This is a genomic window from Chryseobacterium indologenes, assembly GCF_002025665.1.
GTDB classification, from domain to species: Bacteria; Bacteroidota; Bacteroidia; order Flavobacteriales; family Weeksellaceae; genus Chryseobacterium; species Chryseobacterium metallicongregator.
Genome location: NZ_CP018786.1, coordinates 3,926,066 through 3,943,999, shown reverse-complemented (window position 1 = coordinate 3,943,999; position 17,934 = coordinate 3,926,066). Strand labels below are relative to the sequence as shown.

Sequence of the window (17,934 nt, the reverse complement as noted above, 5' to 3'; positions counted from 1 at the left end):
GTTTTTACGGTATTGATATTGATCAAATCTTCTTTTTATGAAGAAAAATGAAGAATACATCTGATAAGCGATGACAGTTTTTTGTGTCTATATAAAAACCTACCAGAAAAAAATCTCAAATAGCTATTGAAAATGTTAGAAGGCTTATTGGTGGCATTCCGATAAAGTTTGGTAGGAAAAAATTTCCACATTAAATCATACAAAACCCCATTTTACCGGGGTTTTTATTTTTATTGTGTCATTTTGTCATAATTCTTCAAATGGTACAGATATTGAGAAATTGAGAGTGTAAATTAAATTAAAAATAGAAAAAATATAAAATATTATGAGTAAAATAATTGGAATTGACTTAGGAACAACCAACTCTTGTGTTGCTGTAATGGAGGGTAAAGACCCTGTTGTTATTCCTAACGCAGAAGGTAAGAGAACTACTCCTTCTATCGTAGCTTTTACAGAAGACGGAGAGAGAAAAGTAGGTGATCCTGCAAAAAGACAGGCTGTAACGAATCCAACAAAAACTGTTTACTCTATCAAAAGATTTATCGGAACTCACTTTAAAGATGATGCTTCTGAAATCACAAGAGTACCTTATAAAGTAGTTGCCGGACCGAACGATACTGTAAAAGTAAAAATTGACGATAGAGAATATACTCCACAGGAAATTTCTGCAATGACTCTTCAGAAAATGAAGAAAACTGCTGAAGATTATCTTGGACAGGAAGTAACAAGAGCGGTAATTACTGTTCCTGCATACTTCAACGATGCACAGAGACAAGCTACTAAAGAAGCTGGAGAAATTGCAGGTCTTAAAGTAGAAAGAATTATCAACGAGCCTACTGCTGCAGCGTTAGCTTATGGTCTTGATAAAAACCATAAAGATCAGAAAATCGCAGTATATGACCTTGGTGGTGGTACTTTCGATATCTCTATCCTTGATTTAGGAGACGGTGTATTCGAAGTATTATCTACAAACGGTGATACGCACTTAGGAGGTGATGACTTTGATGATGTGATCATCAACTGGATGGCTGACGAGTTCAAGGCTGAAGAAGGTGTAGATTTAAAAGCTGACGCAATTGCTCTTCAAAGATTGAAAGAAGCTGCTGAAAAAGCTAAAATTGAATTATCTTCTTCTCCTCAGACTGAAATCAACTTACCTTATATCACAGCTACTGCTACAGGTCCTAAACACTTAGTGAAGACTTTAACAAAAGCTAAATTCGAGCAATTATCTGCTGATCTTGTAAGAAGATCTATGGAACCTGTTGCTAAAGCGTTAAAAGATGCTGGTTTATCAACTTCTGATATTGATGAAGTAATCTTGGTAGGTGGTTCTACAAGAATCCCAATTATCCAGGAAGAAGTAGAAAAATTCTTCGGTAAAAAACCATCTAAAGGAGTAAACCCTGATGAGGTTGTAGCTATTGGTGCAGCAATCCAGGGAGGTGTATTAACTGGTGATGTAAAAGATGTATTACTACTTGACGTTACTCCACTTTCTTTAGGTATTGAAACAATGGGTTCTGTATTCACGAAATTAATTGAAGCGAATACTACGATCCCAACTAAAAAATCTGAAGTATTCTCTACAGCTTCTGACAACCAGCCGGCTGTAAGCATCAGAGTAGGACAGGGTGAAAGATCAATGTTCAACGATAACAAAGAAATCGGTAGATTCGATCTTCAGGATATCCCACCAGCACCAAGAGGAGTTCCTCAAATTGAAGTAACATTTGATATTGATGCTAACGGTATCCTAAGTGTATCTGCTAAAGATAAAGGAACTGGTAAAGAGCAGTCTATCAAAATCCAGGCTTCTTCAGGTCTTTCTGACGAAGAAATCGAAAGAATGAAGAAAGAAGCTCAGGAAAACTCTGCAGCGGATGCTAAGAGAAAAGAAGAAGTTGAAATCTTTAACAAAGCTGATGGATTAATCTTCCAGACTGAAAAGCAATTGAAAGAATTCGGTGAAAAACTTTCTGCTGACAAAAAAGCAGCAATCGAAGCAGCTCATGCAGAATTAAAAACAGCTTTCGAAGCTAAAAATGCTGATGACGTAAAAGCTAAAACTGAAGCGTTAGATGCAGCTTGGATGGCCGCTTCTGAAGAATTATATGCAGCTGGCCAACAGCCAGGTGCTGATGCAGCTGGTGCTCAGAATGCAGGTGGAAACTCCGGAGCTGAAGATGTACAGGATGCAGACTTCGAAGAAGTAAAATAATTATTGATTTAATAATAAATAATCTAAAACCGCTTTAAACATTTGTTTAAAGCGGTTTTTTATGGGGTCGCCTTTTCAATTCAGTGTGGTACTTTTTCTAATACTTATATTATTTATAGCTTTCAGTAGGTTTCTCATTTTCAATGAATCGAGCATGATAATTTCAAGAAGAAGAATTAGAAAGGCATAAATGAAAAGAAATATAATTTAGAATGTTTTGATATATAAAATATGTTTCCTATTTAATTAATATAATGTTTTTTTATAAAAATATTTTTATTTTAGCGTATAATGAAATGCTTTAAATACTTATTTCAATTTTTACTTACAGTTGGGTTATTTTTCTCATCTGTACAGCTGTTTTCCCAAAATCTTAAATTTAAAGAGTATGATTCAATTCTTTTGAATACACCTAAAGAAATGGGGAAAAAGAATATTCCCCGAGAGAAAATTATTCTTTGGAATAAGGAGATGTTAGAAAAAATGAAGAAAGAAAACTATGTTAGAGGGATAATTTGGGCTCATATTAATATTGCAAATCAATGCTGGAATTTAGGCAATGGAGAAGAAAGTATAAAAAACCTAAATATAGCAGAGAGCCTATTGCATAAAAACGAAAACGAGATTGATTTTTTCACCATTGCTAAGCTTTATCAGGAATATTCACAGGCTTATTATACCATGAAACTGTACGATACAGGTCTGAAGTATAATTCTAAAGGAGGGTATTATGGAAATAAAATTGAAGATAAGGGTAGAAAGGGTAAATTTTTATCTTACGTTTATATTTCAAGAGCAAACTTTCTTTATGAAAAAAAAGATCTGGATTCGGCGCTGTATTATTTAAAACAATCATCTCTATTATATGAAAGCTTAAGTACTACCTCTCAAATTGCTAATCATTATATTGAATATCAACCCAACCAAAACTCTGCTAAAACTTATCTGGATCAGGGAATGGATATAATAAGCAAAAAGAAACATGACCCCAATAGTTATCAGATATCTGTTTTTTATTATTACTATGCACAGTATTTTTTTAAAGAAAAAAATTATGAAAATGCAATAATATTTTTAAATAAAGCTCTTGAATACAATAAGAAATTAAAAACGATCGAGCATTCTAAAAATATATACAAGCTTTTAATATCATGCTATAAAAACTCTGGTAATTTAGAAAAGGAAAAAGAATATCTGGAATATTATATAAAATTAAAAGACAGCTTGGAAAACTCACAAACAAAAGGAGTAGAGCTATCTATAAAGACAATAGAAAAAGAAAAAATAGAAGAAAAAAAAGCGCTCAAAAAAACAATATTCATTTATAGCAGCATTGCTATTTCTCTGGGGTTAGTATTACTGGCTTATTTATATTATCAGAATAATAAAAAAAAGAAAGTAATATTAGAAAGCAAAGAAATAATTTCCAGAAAAGAAGATGAAACTAAAGTATTGGAGAAAAGAATTTCAGGAGTAAATGAAGATTTAATTCAATTGGCTAAAAATAATGATATTAGTTTTTTGGAGAAGTTTCAAGAAGTTTATCCTAATGTTTCTCAAAAGCTGTTGGCAATCAATCCGGATTTAACTAAGGATAATTTGGTATTCTGTGCTTTAATCTGGTTAGGGTTCTCTTCCAAAGACATTGCTGAATTTACTTTTATGCAACACAGATCCGTACAAATAAAGAAAAGCAGATTGAGAAAAAAACTCAACCTCGGATCAGATGTAGACCTTTATCAATTCCTTAAGTCTCTTGTAGATAACTAATAAATTGTATTTGCTTTCATCCTTTCAAGTGGGATCTGATATAAATTATTATTCAAAAATTAAGAGCAAATACTATATACAATACTCTACAAAGATTTTCATAAAATCTATACAATAAAAGGTCTCCTGAAGCCAAACTTCGGGAGATCTTTTTTTATTAATTCTCTTTAGCGGATGTAGTTCTGCTGAAAGCCTCCTTTACACAGTTACAGCTGTTTCCGGATGAAGTATACTTTGGATCTAATCTTTGAATTACAAATACATCATAAGTACATAGTACATACATCTTATATGCATGTTTTGTTAAAAAACCAGCATCAAATTTAAATTTTTATAAAAGAGAATAGAAAGAATTTAAGTTTGTTGATTCTGTGTGCGTTATAGATTTTTGCTTATGTGATTTTTAAAATATTTTGGTTGTAGTGCATGATCGTTGTATCTGAGATGTATGAACGATGTATGGTTATATTTTGAATTTTATTTTAAGTATTCTAATATTGCACATAGCATTATTCACACACAAATGATTTTTTTAAATACTAACTAATTTTTAAAATTAATTCACAAATGATGAAAAAAAATTTATTACTAACAAGTATGTTTGTTATCTTTTCCCTAGTGGCCAAGTCACAAGTGGGGATTAATACCGCTAATCCTCAGGGAATATTTAGCGTCGATGGTTTAAAAAATAACCCACGCACAGGAATTCCATCAGCAGCTCAGGCTAAAGATGATTTGGTGATGTCTCCCAATGGGAATCTTGGGATTGGTATAATTACTCCTGGTACTACATTAGATGTAAACGGAGCAATTACCAATCGTGAAACTGTATTAGCTGTTTCCGGTAATAATGTTACAGTTCCATCTAATGTGAGCCAGGTTCAGCTTACCGGTAATGCTACAGGAACAATTACCATTAATGCATTTGCAGCGCCTAATGCTGGTCAGAGACTTATTGTGTTTAACAATACTTCGGGAGGATTTGGAGCAACACTGGATGGGGTTACCGTTCCTAATGGTAAAGCATTGGAATATGTTTTCAGTAATTCATACTGGAGATCTACCGATGGAGGTAGTATTGGAGTAAGCTCATCTAATATTGGAGATATTAAGGCAAGCTTCTCGGTTTCCGATCATAGTGGATGGGTAAAACTAGATGGAAGACCAGTAGGAGGCCTGACCAGTACTCAAAGAACCGCTGCAAATTCTTTAGGCTTTACATCATATATTCCTAATGCCACCGACTCCTACCTAGTACAAGATGGTAAAAGAATGGGAAGTATAAATAGTAATAATTCCCGTATAATATCAAGGAATCAGTTGCCAAACTTTCAACTTTCAGGTACAACTAATTCAGCGGAGCCTACTATAATGTATGATATTATCAATAATAATGGTAGACCGGCAACTGATACCTTTTCATATACCTTCTTGGCTGGAAAAATTGGTACAGGTACAAGGAATCTTGATCATGTTAATACTAATGTATTGCACCAGAATCCGCATTCCCATTCATTTAACACGAATAGTGTAAACGGTGGTGTTGCGCAACAATCCATTAATGTACAGCCTCAAAGTTTATCTGTCAATATGTTTGTTTATTTAGGAAAATAAAAAAGTGGTATATATTGCTCAAATAATATAATAATATAGAAATACCAGATCATATGTTTAGTAAGGTTTATAGAAAACTGAGTATACACTTCTTAAATCTATAAATTATTAAAATATAAAAGATAAAAATTTCTTATTTACTGAATAGGATTTCAAAGGAGCATATTTGAAACTTGAAAATTTTTATGATGTAAAAGAATAAGCTGTACTTTTTGGTATAGCTTATTTATTAATAGTGAATAGTTAGAACACTATTTACATGAAAAATTTCTTCTTTTTTGTTCTTTAATACTGGACTAGATGTTTAGTTATTAACGTTTTAAGAAAATTGATCAATGGATGATGAGAAGTATTTTTAATTTGTATATTTGATTTTTATTTAGAATAAATAAAAATTGATTTAAAAATAATTAATGAATACAGTTTTATCCATCTAATCCACAATTTTCACTAAAAACTATGGAACAACAAAACAAAAGAATCCTTACTCTGGATTTAATAAAAGGTATAAGTGTCATCGGAATGATCATTATCCATACCTTATTGGTGTATGCCAATGTCAAATCACAATATGAAACAGCCCTCGGCAGTTTTATTGTCTTTCTCGGAAGGGGAACTTCCATTTTCCTGATCTGTATGGGAATTACCTTTATGACTTCAAGTCATCAAAGTCTTAGAAGTGCTTTAAAACGAGGTATTTTATTGGTGTTTGCAGGTCTGTTTATGAATTTTATGAAGTTTATGATCCCTGTGATTTTTAATTTTGCTCCCGATAATTTTATTCAGAAATACGGATGGCATGCCCCTATAGAACAGCAGTATGTATATTTGGTACAGCTGGGTGATATTTTACAGCTGGCGGGCATGTCTTTATTGTTTGTCGGGTTTATCAGAGAATATGTGAAAAATAAATATATCATGCTGGCTATAGGTTTATTCGTTGCATTGATATCCCGAGAGGTAAGCGGACTTAATCTTGATTATCCTGTAATCAATTATGTTCTGGATCTTCTTTTCAATACTGATTATCCTGCCTATGTCTATTTTCCTGTTTTCCCATGGATGGCTTTTATCATCATCGGAATGTTTTTTGGGAAATGGTTTCAGGAACTGAACTACGATACCAAACAAATATTTAGAAATATGCTCTATGTAGGGTTGTTGTTCATTGCCATAGGAGCACCGCTGGTTTTTCTGTATGGAGATTATAATTACAATGGTTTTTATCATATGGGGCCTGGAGGTGTTATTTATTTTGCGGGCTGGACTTTACTGTTTTTATGGTTAATCAACACCATTACTGCCAATGTTAAAGAAAATGGTTTTATGCGTGTTCTCAAATATTGCAGTAAAAATTTAACTTCAATGTACATGATCCAATGGATTCTGATCTCATGGGGAAAAGGAATTTTCGGATACAGACAACATGAAATTGGATACGTAGCAGTGCTTATCATATTATATATTATTCTCACCTTTTCAGTCCAGACTTTGGTGGATATAGTGAGAAAGAAAAAAACATTAATTGAATTCGGTTCGATATCACAGGACAAAACAGCTTTAAAATAAAAATTACAATCCTATTTTTTTTTGAATTATTAGAAACCACAGTAAAACTTTTTTACTGTGGTTTTGTTTAATGACGCCTTAAAGTATTTCCACTTCTTCCGGTGCAACAAAAAGAATAATACAGCCCTGTTCTGACTTCACAGAATGTTTAAAATTCGGTGGAGTATACAAATAATCTCCTTTTTCCAGGCTGGTTCCTGCAATAGTTGCATCACCTTCCATGATAAACAATTCCTCACCAGCAGGATGATTGTGATAAGGGTATTGGGCTCCCGCTTCAAACTTTAGAAGAATACTGGTAGAACGGTTTTTTTCAGGATCAAATTTCAAAGATTTTACAAAAATACCTTCATAATGAATTCCTTTTTCAATTAAAGGCTGCCATTCTTTCTGTTCTGTTTTTACGATGTAATTGTGGATGTTGGTGTTCATGATATTTGAATTTTAATTGTTATTGATGTAAAAGTTGGTCTAAACTCCATTTGTAACGTGAAAAGGTACTCAGAAGAAAAGCTCCGGCACTGAATGCAAAGACTGAATAATCCAGAGGCTCTTTAACTCCAAAAGAAATGCTCATGGCTATTGCAAAAAATAAAGTGAGAATAGAGGCGTACCTTGCTGTTCTTTTTATCTGAAACCCCAAAAGAAGTAAAATACCGGAGGACAGTTCAGCAATGGTAGATAATACTGCAATAATAGCTGCCCATGATTGTGGTAAAAATGAATTTGTTTCAGCAGTATAATGAACAAAATTTTTCCAACCGGAAGATTGTGCTCCCCAAAGGTTTAAGCGGCTTGCTATTGTGGATAAGAATCCAAATGCCAGGGCAATTCTTAATAAGAAAATGGCAATATCCTGTTGCGTTTTCATACGTATAATTTTTAGGTCTTAATTACAGTACAAAGTTCAGCGAAAGCCGTTGTCTAAAGAATAGACAATTCTGGAAAAAGAATGTAATATTTAAGAGAGAAGAAGGAAGAAGGAAGAAGGAAGAAGGAAGAAGGAAGAAGGAAGAAGGAAGTGAATATGAGATCTCTGATTTTCTTTAAACTAAAATTTTTCAGGGTACTTTTAAACTTCCTTCACGGTCTTCTGATACTCTTTTGGGGAATGTGAAGTATGTTTTTTAAAGAAGTTTGAAAAATAGAACGGATCATTGAAGCCCAGCTGATAAGCAATTTCCTTTACTGTGAGCTTTTCATAGTGTAAAAGTCTTTTAGCTTCAGAAATTGTGAGGCTGTAGATCACATTTTGAGCGGTTTTATTGGTGTGAAGTTTTGAAACCTCATTCAGTTTGGCTTCAGTGGTCCCGAGAAGATCAGCAAAATGAGAGACCTGATAATTGTTTTGAAAATGATCTCTTACGCTTTCAAGGAACTTTAAAAATAAAGCATCCGGTTTCCAGATTTCATCGCCATTGGCAATTTTACTACGGTTGATTTCCACCAATAGCAGCTCCACCAGAGAATGGGTCGAGATCAGATACTGATAAGGCTGTTCCTGAATTTCTTTTTCAATAGCATTCAATGTTTCATTAAAAAATGCAGGATGTTGTATGGTGATCATTTCATTCATTCCAAAATGACAGAAAAGTCCGTTGTGGAAAATAAGCTCAATATCACTGTCATTTTTGCAGAAGAAATCAAGGGTGAATTCCAACGCGGTGAGTTTTCCTTCCACTGATTTTAACTGATGAAACTGTCCTGAAGTAATCGTTACTACCTGACCGGTTTTCAGGATGAAAATATTTTCGTCAATCAGAATCTCAGCACTTCCATGATGACACCAGAATAAGGTGTATCTGATAACCCTTCTTGGCTCAGGATGTCCTGTCTGATGAGAATATTTTTTTATTTCAATCATTTTGCAGACCTGTTAGAGATTTGATACTTCTATTTTTTACACTGTGAAAGAAATTCCTTTGTTATAGACGAAATTACAAAATGTTTAACTAAAATGATTGAAAACTAGAATTATATTGTAGATAAAAATACCTAAATTCGTGTAAGTTTTAAATAAAAATTCAGAATGAAATACTCTAAAATTATTATCGTTGTTACCCTTTTACTATTCCAGTTGGGAGCGGCGCAGGAAAAAGCAGATGTCGTATTAAATAAGGCTTTCACGGAAGCTAAAGCAGGAAAGAAAAATGTTTTACTGGTGTTCCATGCTTCATGGTGCAAATGGTGCAAAATGATGGAAAAAAATATGGATCTTCCTGAAACCAAACCTATTTTTGATAAAAGATTTGTCACGGCTTATGTAGATGTTCAGGAAAGAGGTGATAAGAGGAGCCTTGAAAATCCAGGTGGACAAGAGCTGATGAATAAATATAAAGGCGGAACTGCCGGACTTCCTTTCTGGGTGATTCTCAATCCAAAAGGAGAAGTATTGGCAGATTCTTTTGATGCTAAAGGAGAAAATTTGGGATCACCAGCCACACCGGAAGAAGTAAATACTTTTATTGCCAAGGTGGGGAAAGCCTCAAAACTAAGTAATGAAGAGTCACAGATTATAGAGAAAGTGTTTGTGAAGAAATAAAAAATAAAATCCCGGGAATATTACCTGGGATTTATTTTTATAATGAAGGTACCTGAAGTTTGTTATCTTTCCATATTTCTTTGATAGAATCATTGGTTTCTATTCTTTCGGGAATAAATTTTTTGTCGATTTCATCAAATGCTTTTACATACAATTTAAAATCACTCACATTGAATTTTTCATAGTATTCAATTTCTTCATTGGAAAAAAGGAGTTCCCAATTTTTTTGCGTTTTCATATGCTTATACAGTTCATAATATTTAATTTTATTCATAATCTTTCCCCGTATATTGCTTAATGCCATATCCTGAGCTGTAACCACGCATCCCATTTTCTGATAATAGATCAAGGTAAACTTGGAATAATAACGATATAAATCTACAATCCTTTTGTCATTTTTATCTATAAGAGAAGATATTGCATTGATTCTTATAAAAGTACTTCCGGTAACTGCCAAATAAAACAGTTCATCATTGGTTGCTGTTTTATCAATCTCATTATACATTTCGGATAATTTGGAATACCTTTCTGTATTATAATCCTCTTTAATTATTAAGTCAAAATATTCTTTATCAATAGGGTCGATGAGTTGTTTTAGCTGGCCGGAAATCTGGGCATTCATTAAGTATAGTGAAAACAGAAAGAATAGTGAAAATTTTATTTTCATGGTATGGTTTATCACTAAACGATCTTTGACATATATTATTATAGAATGTTTATAATGAAAACTTCCTGGATCGTAGTGAGGCAGGAAGTTTTTTTAGTTTAATAATTAAGAAATGAGGATGTAACTACAATTCTTTATAAGAATATTCAATATTGGTCCATAAAACCTGATCTCCTGTTTTGATCATTTCAGAAGGAGTGGAAAATATATTGACAAAAATATTTTCGTATTGAGTGGTTCCAAAATGAGCACTTTTAGTAATTAATAGGGCGTCATTGTCATCTCGGGGAACTTTTTTAACGTATCTGTACGTTCTTTTTAACGTGAATGAAGAGGTGTTTTTATTGAAATCACCAATATAACTTGGCTTACTATTGTTATTCTCTTTGATTAGTACAGAATCATTCGCAATGGTAAAACTGTAAGTAAAATCTGTAGATGAGTTTTCTGATAATAATTTGATGATCTTGTTTTTAAGATCAATGCTTATTTTTTCCCAGGCAGGTTCCTGATAGAGACTCCAATAATTGTTGAGGTAAGATTCATCCGGAGTAGATTTTTCTCCTTTTGCCCCCTGATACAAAACTGTATTTTTTACAGTATAGCTTTTAAATTGAAACTGGTAAACATTTTTATCAACAGGTCTCGGATCATCAATCGTACTGTCATTATTCTCACATGAGATCAGCGATAATGATAGCATCGCAATATAAAATGGGTATTTCATCGGTACTTTTTGCAAAAATAGACCTTTTACACGGATTGGTGAAATAGAATAGGGTGAAACTTCCCTTTAACAGGGCTAAAAAGTAAAAAGACGAAAGAGCAAATTGATAGATTCGCTTTTTCGTCTTTTAATTTCATTTATTTCCCAAAATACATCTGATCCTGCTTCTTTTGTTCATTATAAATGATCTGGAAGCTTACAGGCATATATTGGTAAAGAAGTTTCCAATGTTGGATTTTGGCATGTTTTTTAAAACTTTCGAAAGATCTTACAAAAAGGTTTTCAATCATGGTTCTTACATAAGAATTCCCGTTTCTGTAGATCCAGTCCATCAGCTTGATATGATGGGCAATGATATTGATCTTAGATTCCTGCAACAGGTTCTTCAGATAATTCACGGTAGCCTGCATGACCCCAGCGAAATTGTCCTGTACAGACAACTGTGTGATCTCATTGCGAAGTGGCGGATAGAAAAATTTTAAGTATTCAACAGCTATTTTTTGATTAATAGTTTGCATTTGTACTTTCATCATAATTAAGAATTTTTCAAACACTTTATATTGCAGCTAAATGTATACCAAAATTTAAAGACAGGCTGCAAAAATGAATACACCGACTATCACAGCGATGTGAGTGAGTAATATCTCTGCATTGTGTCTGTTAGTCGTAGTTTTCCAGGTTTTCCAATCTGAAATCCTTCTGATTTTATTTTTCATAATCTATTGACTGTGAGTTATTTTGATTTTTGTTTAATTTAAACACTTTGTAATGAAACAGATAAAAAATGTAACAAAACCTTTATATGCCGTGACTGTAAATTTGTCTCGAATACACCTTCTGAAGGTTGGCAGAAATGTGACTAAAAATCACTTTTCTGTATTCCTCAGTGCAGAAGGCAGTACAATTGTCCAGCGAATAGATAAAAGTAGTTTCAATAGCATTCTTTAATACTGTATCTCCGTCAGTGTATATTTTGTCCATTTTCTGTAAACTTCTGAACAGTAGATTTCTGTCATTCTGGCGGATCATATTTTTAATACGTTCCGTAAACGTCCGGATAATGCTGTATGAGTTTTGAATTTTAATTTCTTTTATTTCTTTTTCAAAATCGGGAACCACATCGGTGATTTCCTTTACGGCTTGTAAATAGTTCATCGTATTATATTTTAATTGTGATTGTGTTCAAGCATTTTGATGATAGCACCAAAGATGAAAATGGTTAAAAAAGCAATAAAAAGCATATGATAAGGCTTAAGCCACTTTGGAGTCGCTGGTCCTCTGCTTTTTAATCTTCTGAGCTTGTCGATTCTGTTTAATGTTTTTAAGTCCATTTTTCTATGTTTTCAAATGATGATGCCAATGATATTCCGTTGAAAATGGAATTTAATTAAGATGTTGATATATAATTAGTTGTGATTTTGTGTTTGAATTTTTAAAACAAAAAAGCCTGTCAAAATGATAAGGTTTTTATCAATATGAAAATAAAAGACAAAAACTTATGTTACCTGCCATTACAAATGAGAGACTGAGAATTCCCTTCCTTTGGAGAGGTGGCGAAAATTCAAAGAATTTTTGACGGGGTGGTCAAAGAGAGTAGTATAAAATGACATTTTTTAAGTTTCGCAGTAAGGATAAGAATGAATATCTTTGCAGTCCAAATATTCAGAAAAATGTTTTCAAAAATAATAGTACACAGAGTCGGAAATAAGATCAACGGAGATTCGCTGACACTTTCCCAGGAGGAATTGAAGCTGGAAGAAGGAATGGCAGAAATGCTTGAAGACTACTTTTTAGGTTCTTTTAAATCGGAAGAAACCTTCCATTTTTACAGTGATACTTACCTGGTCAATAATCCGGTGTATAGTGCTGTATCAGAAATTTTTGATGACAAAGCAAAATTCATCTGGGAATCTGAGAATATTGCAAAACATCTTTTCGAAGCGGCAGAAAATCCAAGAGTTCAGAGTGGAGAGCTTTTCATTGTTCTTTTTGAGGATGAAAGCGACCGTCCGGATAAAGTGGATAAAATCGGGATTTTTAAAACAGAAAAGAGAGAATCTTTCCTGAAAATCAATCCTGCTGAAGAAACATTTGATATTGAAAAAGATCAGGGAATCGGGTTATCTAAAATTGATAAAGCGGCTTTGATTTACAACAATAATAAAGAAACAGGATATGTACTTTCTGTGGTTGACAACAACAAAAACGGAGATATGTATTACTGGTTCGAAGATTTCCTGAAAGTAAAACAGCGTGATGATGAATATTTCCACACACAGGAAGCTTTGATGGTGTATAAAGATTATATCACAAAACAGCTTCCTCAGGAATTTGAAGTTTCCAAAGCAGATCAGGCAGATTTCCTGAATAAGTCTATCAATTTCTTCAAAGAAAAAGAAGAATTTAAGCTGGATGAATTTGCCAGTGAAGTATTGGGTGACGAACATGTGATTGAAAGTTTCGTGAACTTTAAAACAGATTACGAGCAGGATATGCAGGTGAATATCGCTGAAGAATTTCCGATTAGTGAAGCAGCGGTAAAAAAGACACAAAGACACTTCAAAAGTATCATTAAATTAGATAAAAACTTTCATATCTACATCCACGGAGACCGACAGAAAATCGAAATGGGTGAAGATGATAAAGGAAAATATTACAGACTTTATTTTGAAAAAGAGGTGTAAAAAGAACTCGGCCATTCCATTATAATATCATAACTTTATCAGACCACACAAAATAACAGTTATGAAATTTATGATCATTTTCTGGGGAGCTTTTTTCTTTTTTTTCTGTGCTCCTTTTCCGATTTTCATTTATATGATGGGGGAGGAACTTGCAACAGAACCGAGAAATTCATTAGCCGTGAGCTATGGGTATCTCGGTTTTTCTTTGCTCATATGGATGTATGTGATTGCCTTCTTTATTAATATTCTTTTCATCAAAACCTTTAAGGAGAAAAGTACCATCCAGTCTATACTTAGGAACGGAATTCCGAGAGAAGGACAAATCATTGATTATAAACTTCTGAAATATATTCCGAAAACCAATATGAATGTCATTCAGATCGTTCTTTCATTTCCTAATCTTAGAAATACATTAATTGAACATCAAATGATGTTTCACGATTCCAAACCACAGGAAAAAAGATTTGCTGTCGGAAATAAGGTGAAAGTATTGCTGAATCCTAAAGTGTCACAGGAACCCTATTTTATTTTAAGCGACCAGAAAGTTGGTTTTAATTCCTTTGGAATCATTTTAAGAGTTGCATTCATTGTATTCTTAATTGCTTATGTGACTGGATTATATTATTATTTCTACATGCGGGAATCCTTCGATTTTGGCTGGAGGTTTCTGACCTTCATGCACCCGATTATTTTCAGTGGAGTGATGACTCTGATTTATATATTGGTTTTCCAATTGCTGATCAGTAAGCTTTTTAAAAATAAGAAAGAAGAACGGATCCTCTTCTCAGGAAGAAATGCGGAAGCCAATATCATTAGTGTAAGCCAGACTGGTCTTATGGTAAATGATCAGCCGCAGATCATGTTTCAGGTGAGTTTTAAAGATTTCAGAGGAACTGAACATATTGCAGTCTTTAAGAAAGTTGTAAGCCTTTTAAATCTTTCTTCTGTCCCTAAATATGGTAACATTGAGATCATGTATGATGAGAACGATCCGAAGAAAATTATGATTCCTAAAGGAATTTAAAAACAAAGGAACAAAACAAAAGGATAATGATTCATCAAAATAATTAAAGAACCTTTATACTTTACCTCTAAAAATCTCTGTTTGAAATTAATTATTTAACATATAAAAAAATACCCAAAAGCATTATTTTTAATAAATGCTTTTTTGTTTAACTAATATGATAAAACCCATTCAGTTTTATACGGAAAATCTTTAAGTGAAAAATATGTTTTACTCAGATAAATAGCTACTTAACATAATAAAAGATATGCTGTGGATAAGAGTTCGTTGTATATATTTGTGATCTAACCAAAAAAAACATATTTTATGAAAAAAATTAAAAAATTGACTCGTGAAGACCTTAAAAACTGTAAAAGGAGGTATTAAACAGGTGTGGATTGCAGAATTTTGTGGTCAGACTGCTACTACAACACAAGATTGGACTGCTGAACAAGCAAATCAGTGGCTTGCAAATCTTGAAGCAAATTACTGTAATTAATATTTGTTTCATATTAATTATTTGCACTTATGACCTTATAAAGTTATAAGTGTATTTTTTTGTAATCAAAAATAACTCTATGGATTACTATAAAAAATTATTTCAATTATTAGCCTTATTTTTTAGTGTCTTATTTTTCTCTCAATTACATAAAAGAGATACTCTGCGTGGTGAGTTTACCTATTTATTAAAAGCTAAATTGAATACATTAACTCCTGATTATAAACATGAAGAATTTTTTTCATTACTGATAGGTAATGAACGTGCTTTTTTTGCAAGTATTCAATCACTGAAAAGAGATTCAGTATTCCAAGCACTTCCAATAAAAACTTTAGAAAATGGAGCAAAACTGTTAAGCTCAAAAGGAGTATCCATTCCAAAAACAAAATTTTCCTTTACCATAATACAATCAAATGAAAATATACAGTATTTTAACTTAGTTGGAATGTCAATACTTAGCTATAAAGAACCGATCATTAAAAATTGGAAATTGAGTAATGACACAAAAATAATAAACACAATTAATTGTAAAAAAGCGGAAGTTACCTTTAAGGGACGAAATTGGATCGCCTGGTATTCTCCCGAAATTCCTTTACCCTATGGCCCATATAAATTTAGTGGATTACCAGGACTGATTGTTAAAATAACAGATGATAAAGAAGAGTATGATTTTGAGCTTGTAAAATCTATCAATGCATCTCAATTAAAAGACAAATTAATTAAGGTAAATGAAAATCGATATCATGAAGCTTTTGAGACAACTCGACCGAAATTTGAAAAAGCGGTAAAAGATGCTAATGCCAATTTAATGGGTGTACTTCAAAGTTCTGAAACCACTATTATACAAGGTCAAGAAATGATACGGCAAAGACAAAAAGAAAGAGAAGAAAACAAAAGATATGAAAACCCGATAGAATTAGAAAAAGATTAGTGATGGCTAAACTTTTTTCGTTTGTTAATTTCTATTCGTCTTTTTACCTTATTCATTACCTTTGCCTCCTTACCTAAATCATATGAAAACAACACTTGTCGATTTAACAAAACCCATTCAGTATAATGCAGGAGACCCATGGTTCATGCGGGTGAAAATCAAACATAAAGCACACCGGAAATCACATTGGCTGATTCGTCTGGCACTGAGACTTCCTTCAAGACTTTTTCCTAAAAACTGGACGGGTTGGGCAGATGATACCATCAAAAATATGGGACTTCATGCCACCACTCATATTGATGCTCCATGGCATTATGGGCCTGTTGTAGAAGGGAAACCTGCTAAAACAATAGACCAGATTCCATTGGAGTGGTGTTATGGAGAAGGAATTGTGATCGACTGTACTCATAAAGAAGATTTTGTAGCCATCACTGTAGATGATCTTAAAAATGATCTGAATAAAAACGGAATCACCATCCAGGAAGGAAATATTGTACTGATCAGAACTGATCATGATAAGCTGATGGGAACTCCTGATTTTGTAGAAAAGGGAACAGGAATGAGCAAAGAAGCTACAGAATGGCTGATTGATCAGGGCGTAAAAGTAATGGGAATTGATCAGTGGGGCTGGGATCTTCCATTAAAATATATGGCTCAAAAAGCCAAAGAACTGAATGATCCCGAATTCTTCTGGGAAGGCCACCGCGTAGGAATTGAGAAAGAATATTTACACATCGAGCAGCTTACCAATCTTGGAGCATTGCCTCCGTCCGGATTTAAGATCTGTGTATTTCCTCTTAAAATTGTTGGAGGATCTGCAGCTCCGGCGAGAGTAGTAGCGATGATAGATGCATAGGAATGTAAATTTTAAAGAAAAACAAAAAGGACGAATTTGTCAATAAGCAAATTCGTCCTTTTAAATAGTATCATTTCGACTTTCGGCTCATTTAATTTTTCTTTCTGAAAAACAAAGCTCTGTTATACTCAAAATTCATTCTGGCGATATTGAGTACGGAAATTCCCTGAGGACATTCCACTTCACAGGCTTCCGTATTGGAGCAGTGCCCAAATAATTCTGTGTCCATTTGTGCAATCATATCCAACACTCTTTTACTTCGTTCTTCTTTCCCTTGAGGAAGAAGTGCCATGTGGGTAATCTTCGCAGAGGTAAATAGGGCGGCACTACCATTTTTACAGGTAGCCACACAAGCTCCACATCCGATACATGCTGCAGAATCAAAAGCTTCTTCAGCCGTTTGGTGAGTCACCGGAATAGCCGTTGCATCAGGAGCCTGTCCGGTATTTACAGATACAAAACCTCCTGAAGATATAATTCTGTCAAAAGCAGAACGATCTACTTTTAAATCTTTTTTCACAGGGAATGCTTCAGCCCGGAATGGTTCTATCAAAATCGTTTCCCCATCTTTAAAAGACCTTAAATGAAGCTGGCAGGTCGTTGTATTTTTCAAAGGACCATGGGCAATACCGTTAATCATCATGCCACACTGTCCACAGATTCCTTCACGGCAGTCGTGATCAAATTCTACAGGTTCATCTCCCTCAGTGATCAGTTTTTCATTCAGGGTATCCAGCATTTCTAAGAAAGACATATGGGAATTCAATCCTTTCAGGTCATAACCGACGAGTTTTCCTTCACTTTTTCTATCTTTCTGTCTCCATATCTTAAGATGTAAATCCATAATTTTC

General features: G+C 33.4%; 19 protein-coding genes. 10 read left to right on the top strand and 9 right to left on the bottom strand.

The annotated features are described in order from the left end of the window. Nucleotides 1–325: 325 nt before the first annotated feature. The 4 genes from dnaK (at nt 326) to BUE84_RS17820 (ending at nt 7,174) form a co-directional block, all read left to right on the top strand. On the top strand, nt 326–2,221 hold the full coding sequence (dnaK, locus tag BUE84_RS17835; RefSeq protein WP_079242865.1) for a molecular chaperone DnaK: 1,896 nt from the start codon (nt 326–328) through the stop codon (nt 2,219–2,221). Between the two features lie 483 nt (nt 2,222–2,704). Next, nucleotides 2,705–3,991 (top strand): helix-turn-helix transcriptional regulator, encoded by a 1,287-nt coding sequence (locus tag BUE84_RS17830; protein WP_158521381.1) that lies wholly within the window; start codon nt 2,705–2,707, stop codon nt 3,989–3,991. Nucleotides 3,992–4,558: 567 nt separating this feature from the next. Beyond that, nucleotides 4,559–5,605, top strand: coding sequence for a hypothetical protein (locus BUE84_RS17825; RefSeq protein ID WP_145953290.1), 1,047 nt, complete (start codon nt 4,559–4,561; stop codon nt 5,603–5,605). A gap of 459 nt (nt 5,606–6,064) precedes the next feature. After that, complete coding sequence (locus BUE84_RS17820; protein WP_079242862.1) at nt 6,065–7,174, top strand: heparan-alpha-glucosaminide N-acetyltransferase domain-containing protein; 1,110 nt, start codon at nt 6,065–6,067, stop codon at nt 7,172–7,174. 78 nt (nt 7,175–7,252) lie between these two features. Here BUE84_RS17820 and BUE84_RS17815 read toward each other — a convergent pair whose 3' ends face one another. The 3 genes from BUE84_RS17815 to BUE84_RS17805 all read right to left on the bottom strand — a co-directional run bounded on the left by BUE84_RS17815 (nt 7,253) and on the right by BUE84_RS17805 (nt 9,038). Next, nucleotides 7,253–7,606, bottom strand: coding sequence for a cupin domain-containing protein (locus BUE84_RS17815; protein WP_079242861.1), 354 nt, complete (start codon nt 7,604–7,606; stop codon nt 7,253–7,255). A 19-nt stretch (nt 7,607–7,625) separates the two neighbouring features. After that, a complete protein-coding gene (locus BUE84_RS17810) occupies nt 7,626–8,045 on the bottom strand; it encodes a DoxX family membrane protein (RefSeq protein ID WP_079242860.1) in 420 nt (139 codons plus the stop codon). A 201-nt stretch (nt 8,046–8,246) separates the two neighbouring features. Beyond that, entirely contained in the window at nt 8,247–9,038 is a 792-nt protein-coding gene (locus BUE84_RS17805; protein ID WP_079242859.1) for a helix-turn-helix domain-containing protein, read from the bottom strand. A gap of 165 nt (nt 9,039–9,203) precedes the next feature. Between BUE84_RS17805 and BUE84_RS17800 the strand changes: the two genes are divergently transcribed. Continuing rightward, nucleotides 9,204–9,716 carry a thioredoxin family protein gene (locus tag BUE84_RS17800; RefSeq protein ID WP_079242858.1) on the top strand — a complete coding sequence of 171 codons (513 nt, stop codon included), beginning with the start codon at nt 9,204–9,206 and terminating at the stop codon, nt 9,714–9,716. A 37-nt stretch (nt 9,717–9,753) separates the two neighbouring features. Here the strand turns inward: BUE84_RS17800 and BUE84_RS17795 are convergent, their stop codons facing one another. From BUE84_RS17795 to BUE84_RS17775, 5 genes are all read right to left on the bottom strand, one after another. After that, the gene (locus tag BUE84_RS17795) at nt 9,754–10,383 is read right to left on the bottom strand and encodes a hypothetical protein (RefSeq protein WP_145953289.1); all 630 of its coding nucleotides are present in this window, start codon (nt 10,381–10,383) and stop codon (nt 9,754–9,756) included. A 124-nt stretch (nt 10,384–10,507) separates the two neighbouring features. Further along, nucleotides 10,508–11,110, bottom strand: a complete 603-nt coding sequence (locus BUE84_RS17790; RefSeq protein ID WP_079242856.1) for a hypothetical protein — start codon at nt 11,108–11,110, stop codon at nt 10,508–10,510. Nucleotides 11,111–11,247: 137 nt separating this feature from the next. After that, a complete protein-coding gene (locus BUE84_RS17785) occupies nt 11,248–11,643 on the bottom strand; it encodes a hypothetical protein (RefSeq protein WP_079242855.1) in 396 nt (131 codons plus the stop codon). A gap of 265 nt (nt 11,644–11,908) precedes the next feature. After that, nucleotides 11,909–12,265, bottom strand: a complete 357-nt coding sequence (locus tag BUE84_RS17780; protein ID WP_079242854.1) for a hypothetical protein — start codon at nt 12,263–12,265, stop codon at nt 11,909–11,911. 11 nt (nt 12,266–12,276) lie between these two features. After that, on the bottom strand, nt 12,277–12,441 hold the full coding sequence (locus BUE84_RS17775) for a hypothetical protein (protein WP_238594287.1): 165 nt from the start codon (nt 12,439–12,441) through the stop codon (nt 12,277–12,279). A 339-nt stretch (nt 12,442–12,780) separates the two neighbouring features. Between BUE84_RS17775 and BUE84_RS17770 the strand changes: the two genes are divergently transcribed. The 5 genes from BUE84_RS17770 (at nt 12,781) to BUE84_RS17755 (ending at nt 17,083) form a co-directional block, all read left to right on the top strand. Beyond that, nucleotides 12,781–13,794 carry a nucleoid-associated protein gene (locus BUE84_RS17770; protein WP_079242853.1) on the top strand — a complete coding sequence of 338 codons (1,014 nt, stop codon included), beginning with the start codon at nt 12,781–12,783 and terminating at the stop codon, nt 13,792–13,794. 61 nt (nt 13,795–13,855) lie between these two features. Next, the gene (locus BUE84_RS17765; protein ID WP_079242852.1) at nt 13,856–14,818 is read left to right on the top strand and encodes a hypothetical protein; all 963 of its coding nucleotides are present in this window, start codon (nt 13,856–13,858) and stop codon (nt 14,816–14,818) included. A 331-nt stretch (nt 14,819–15,149) separates the two neighbouring features. Further along, on the top strand, nt 15,150–15,296 hold the full coding sequence (locus BUE84_RS24480; RefSeq protein ID WP_158521380.1) for a hypothetical protein: 147 nt from the start codon (nt 15,150–15,152) through the stop codon (nt 15,294–15,296). Between the two features lie 79 nt (nt 15,297–15,375). Beyond that, nucleotides 15,376–16,227, top strand: coding sequence for a GLPGLI family protein (locus tag BUE84_RS17760; protein WP_079242851.1), 852 nt, complete (start codon nt 15,376–15,378; stop codon nt 16,225–16,227). Between the two features lie 82 nt (nt 16,228–16,309). Further along, nucleotides 16,310–17,083 (top strand): cyclase family protein, encoded by a 774-nt coding sequence (locus BUE84_RS17755; protein WP_079242850.1) that lies wholly within the window; start codon nt 16,310–16,312, stop codon nt 17,081–17,083. A 91-nt stretch (nt 17,084–17,174) separates the two neighbouring features. On the opposite strand, the gene BUE84_RS17750 is transcribed toward BUE84_RS17755, so the two are convergent. Further along, a complete protein-coding gene (locus BUE84_RS17750; protein WP_079242849.1) occupies nt 17,175–17,927 on the bottom strand; it encodes a succinate dehydrogenase/fumarate reductase iron-sulfur subunit in 753 nt (250 codons plus the stop codon). Nucleotides 17,928–17,934 lie beyond the last annotated feature (7 nt).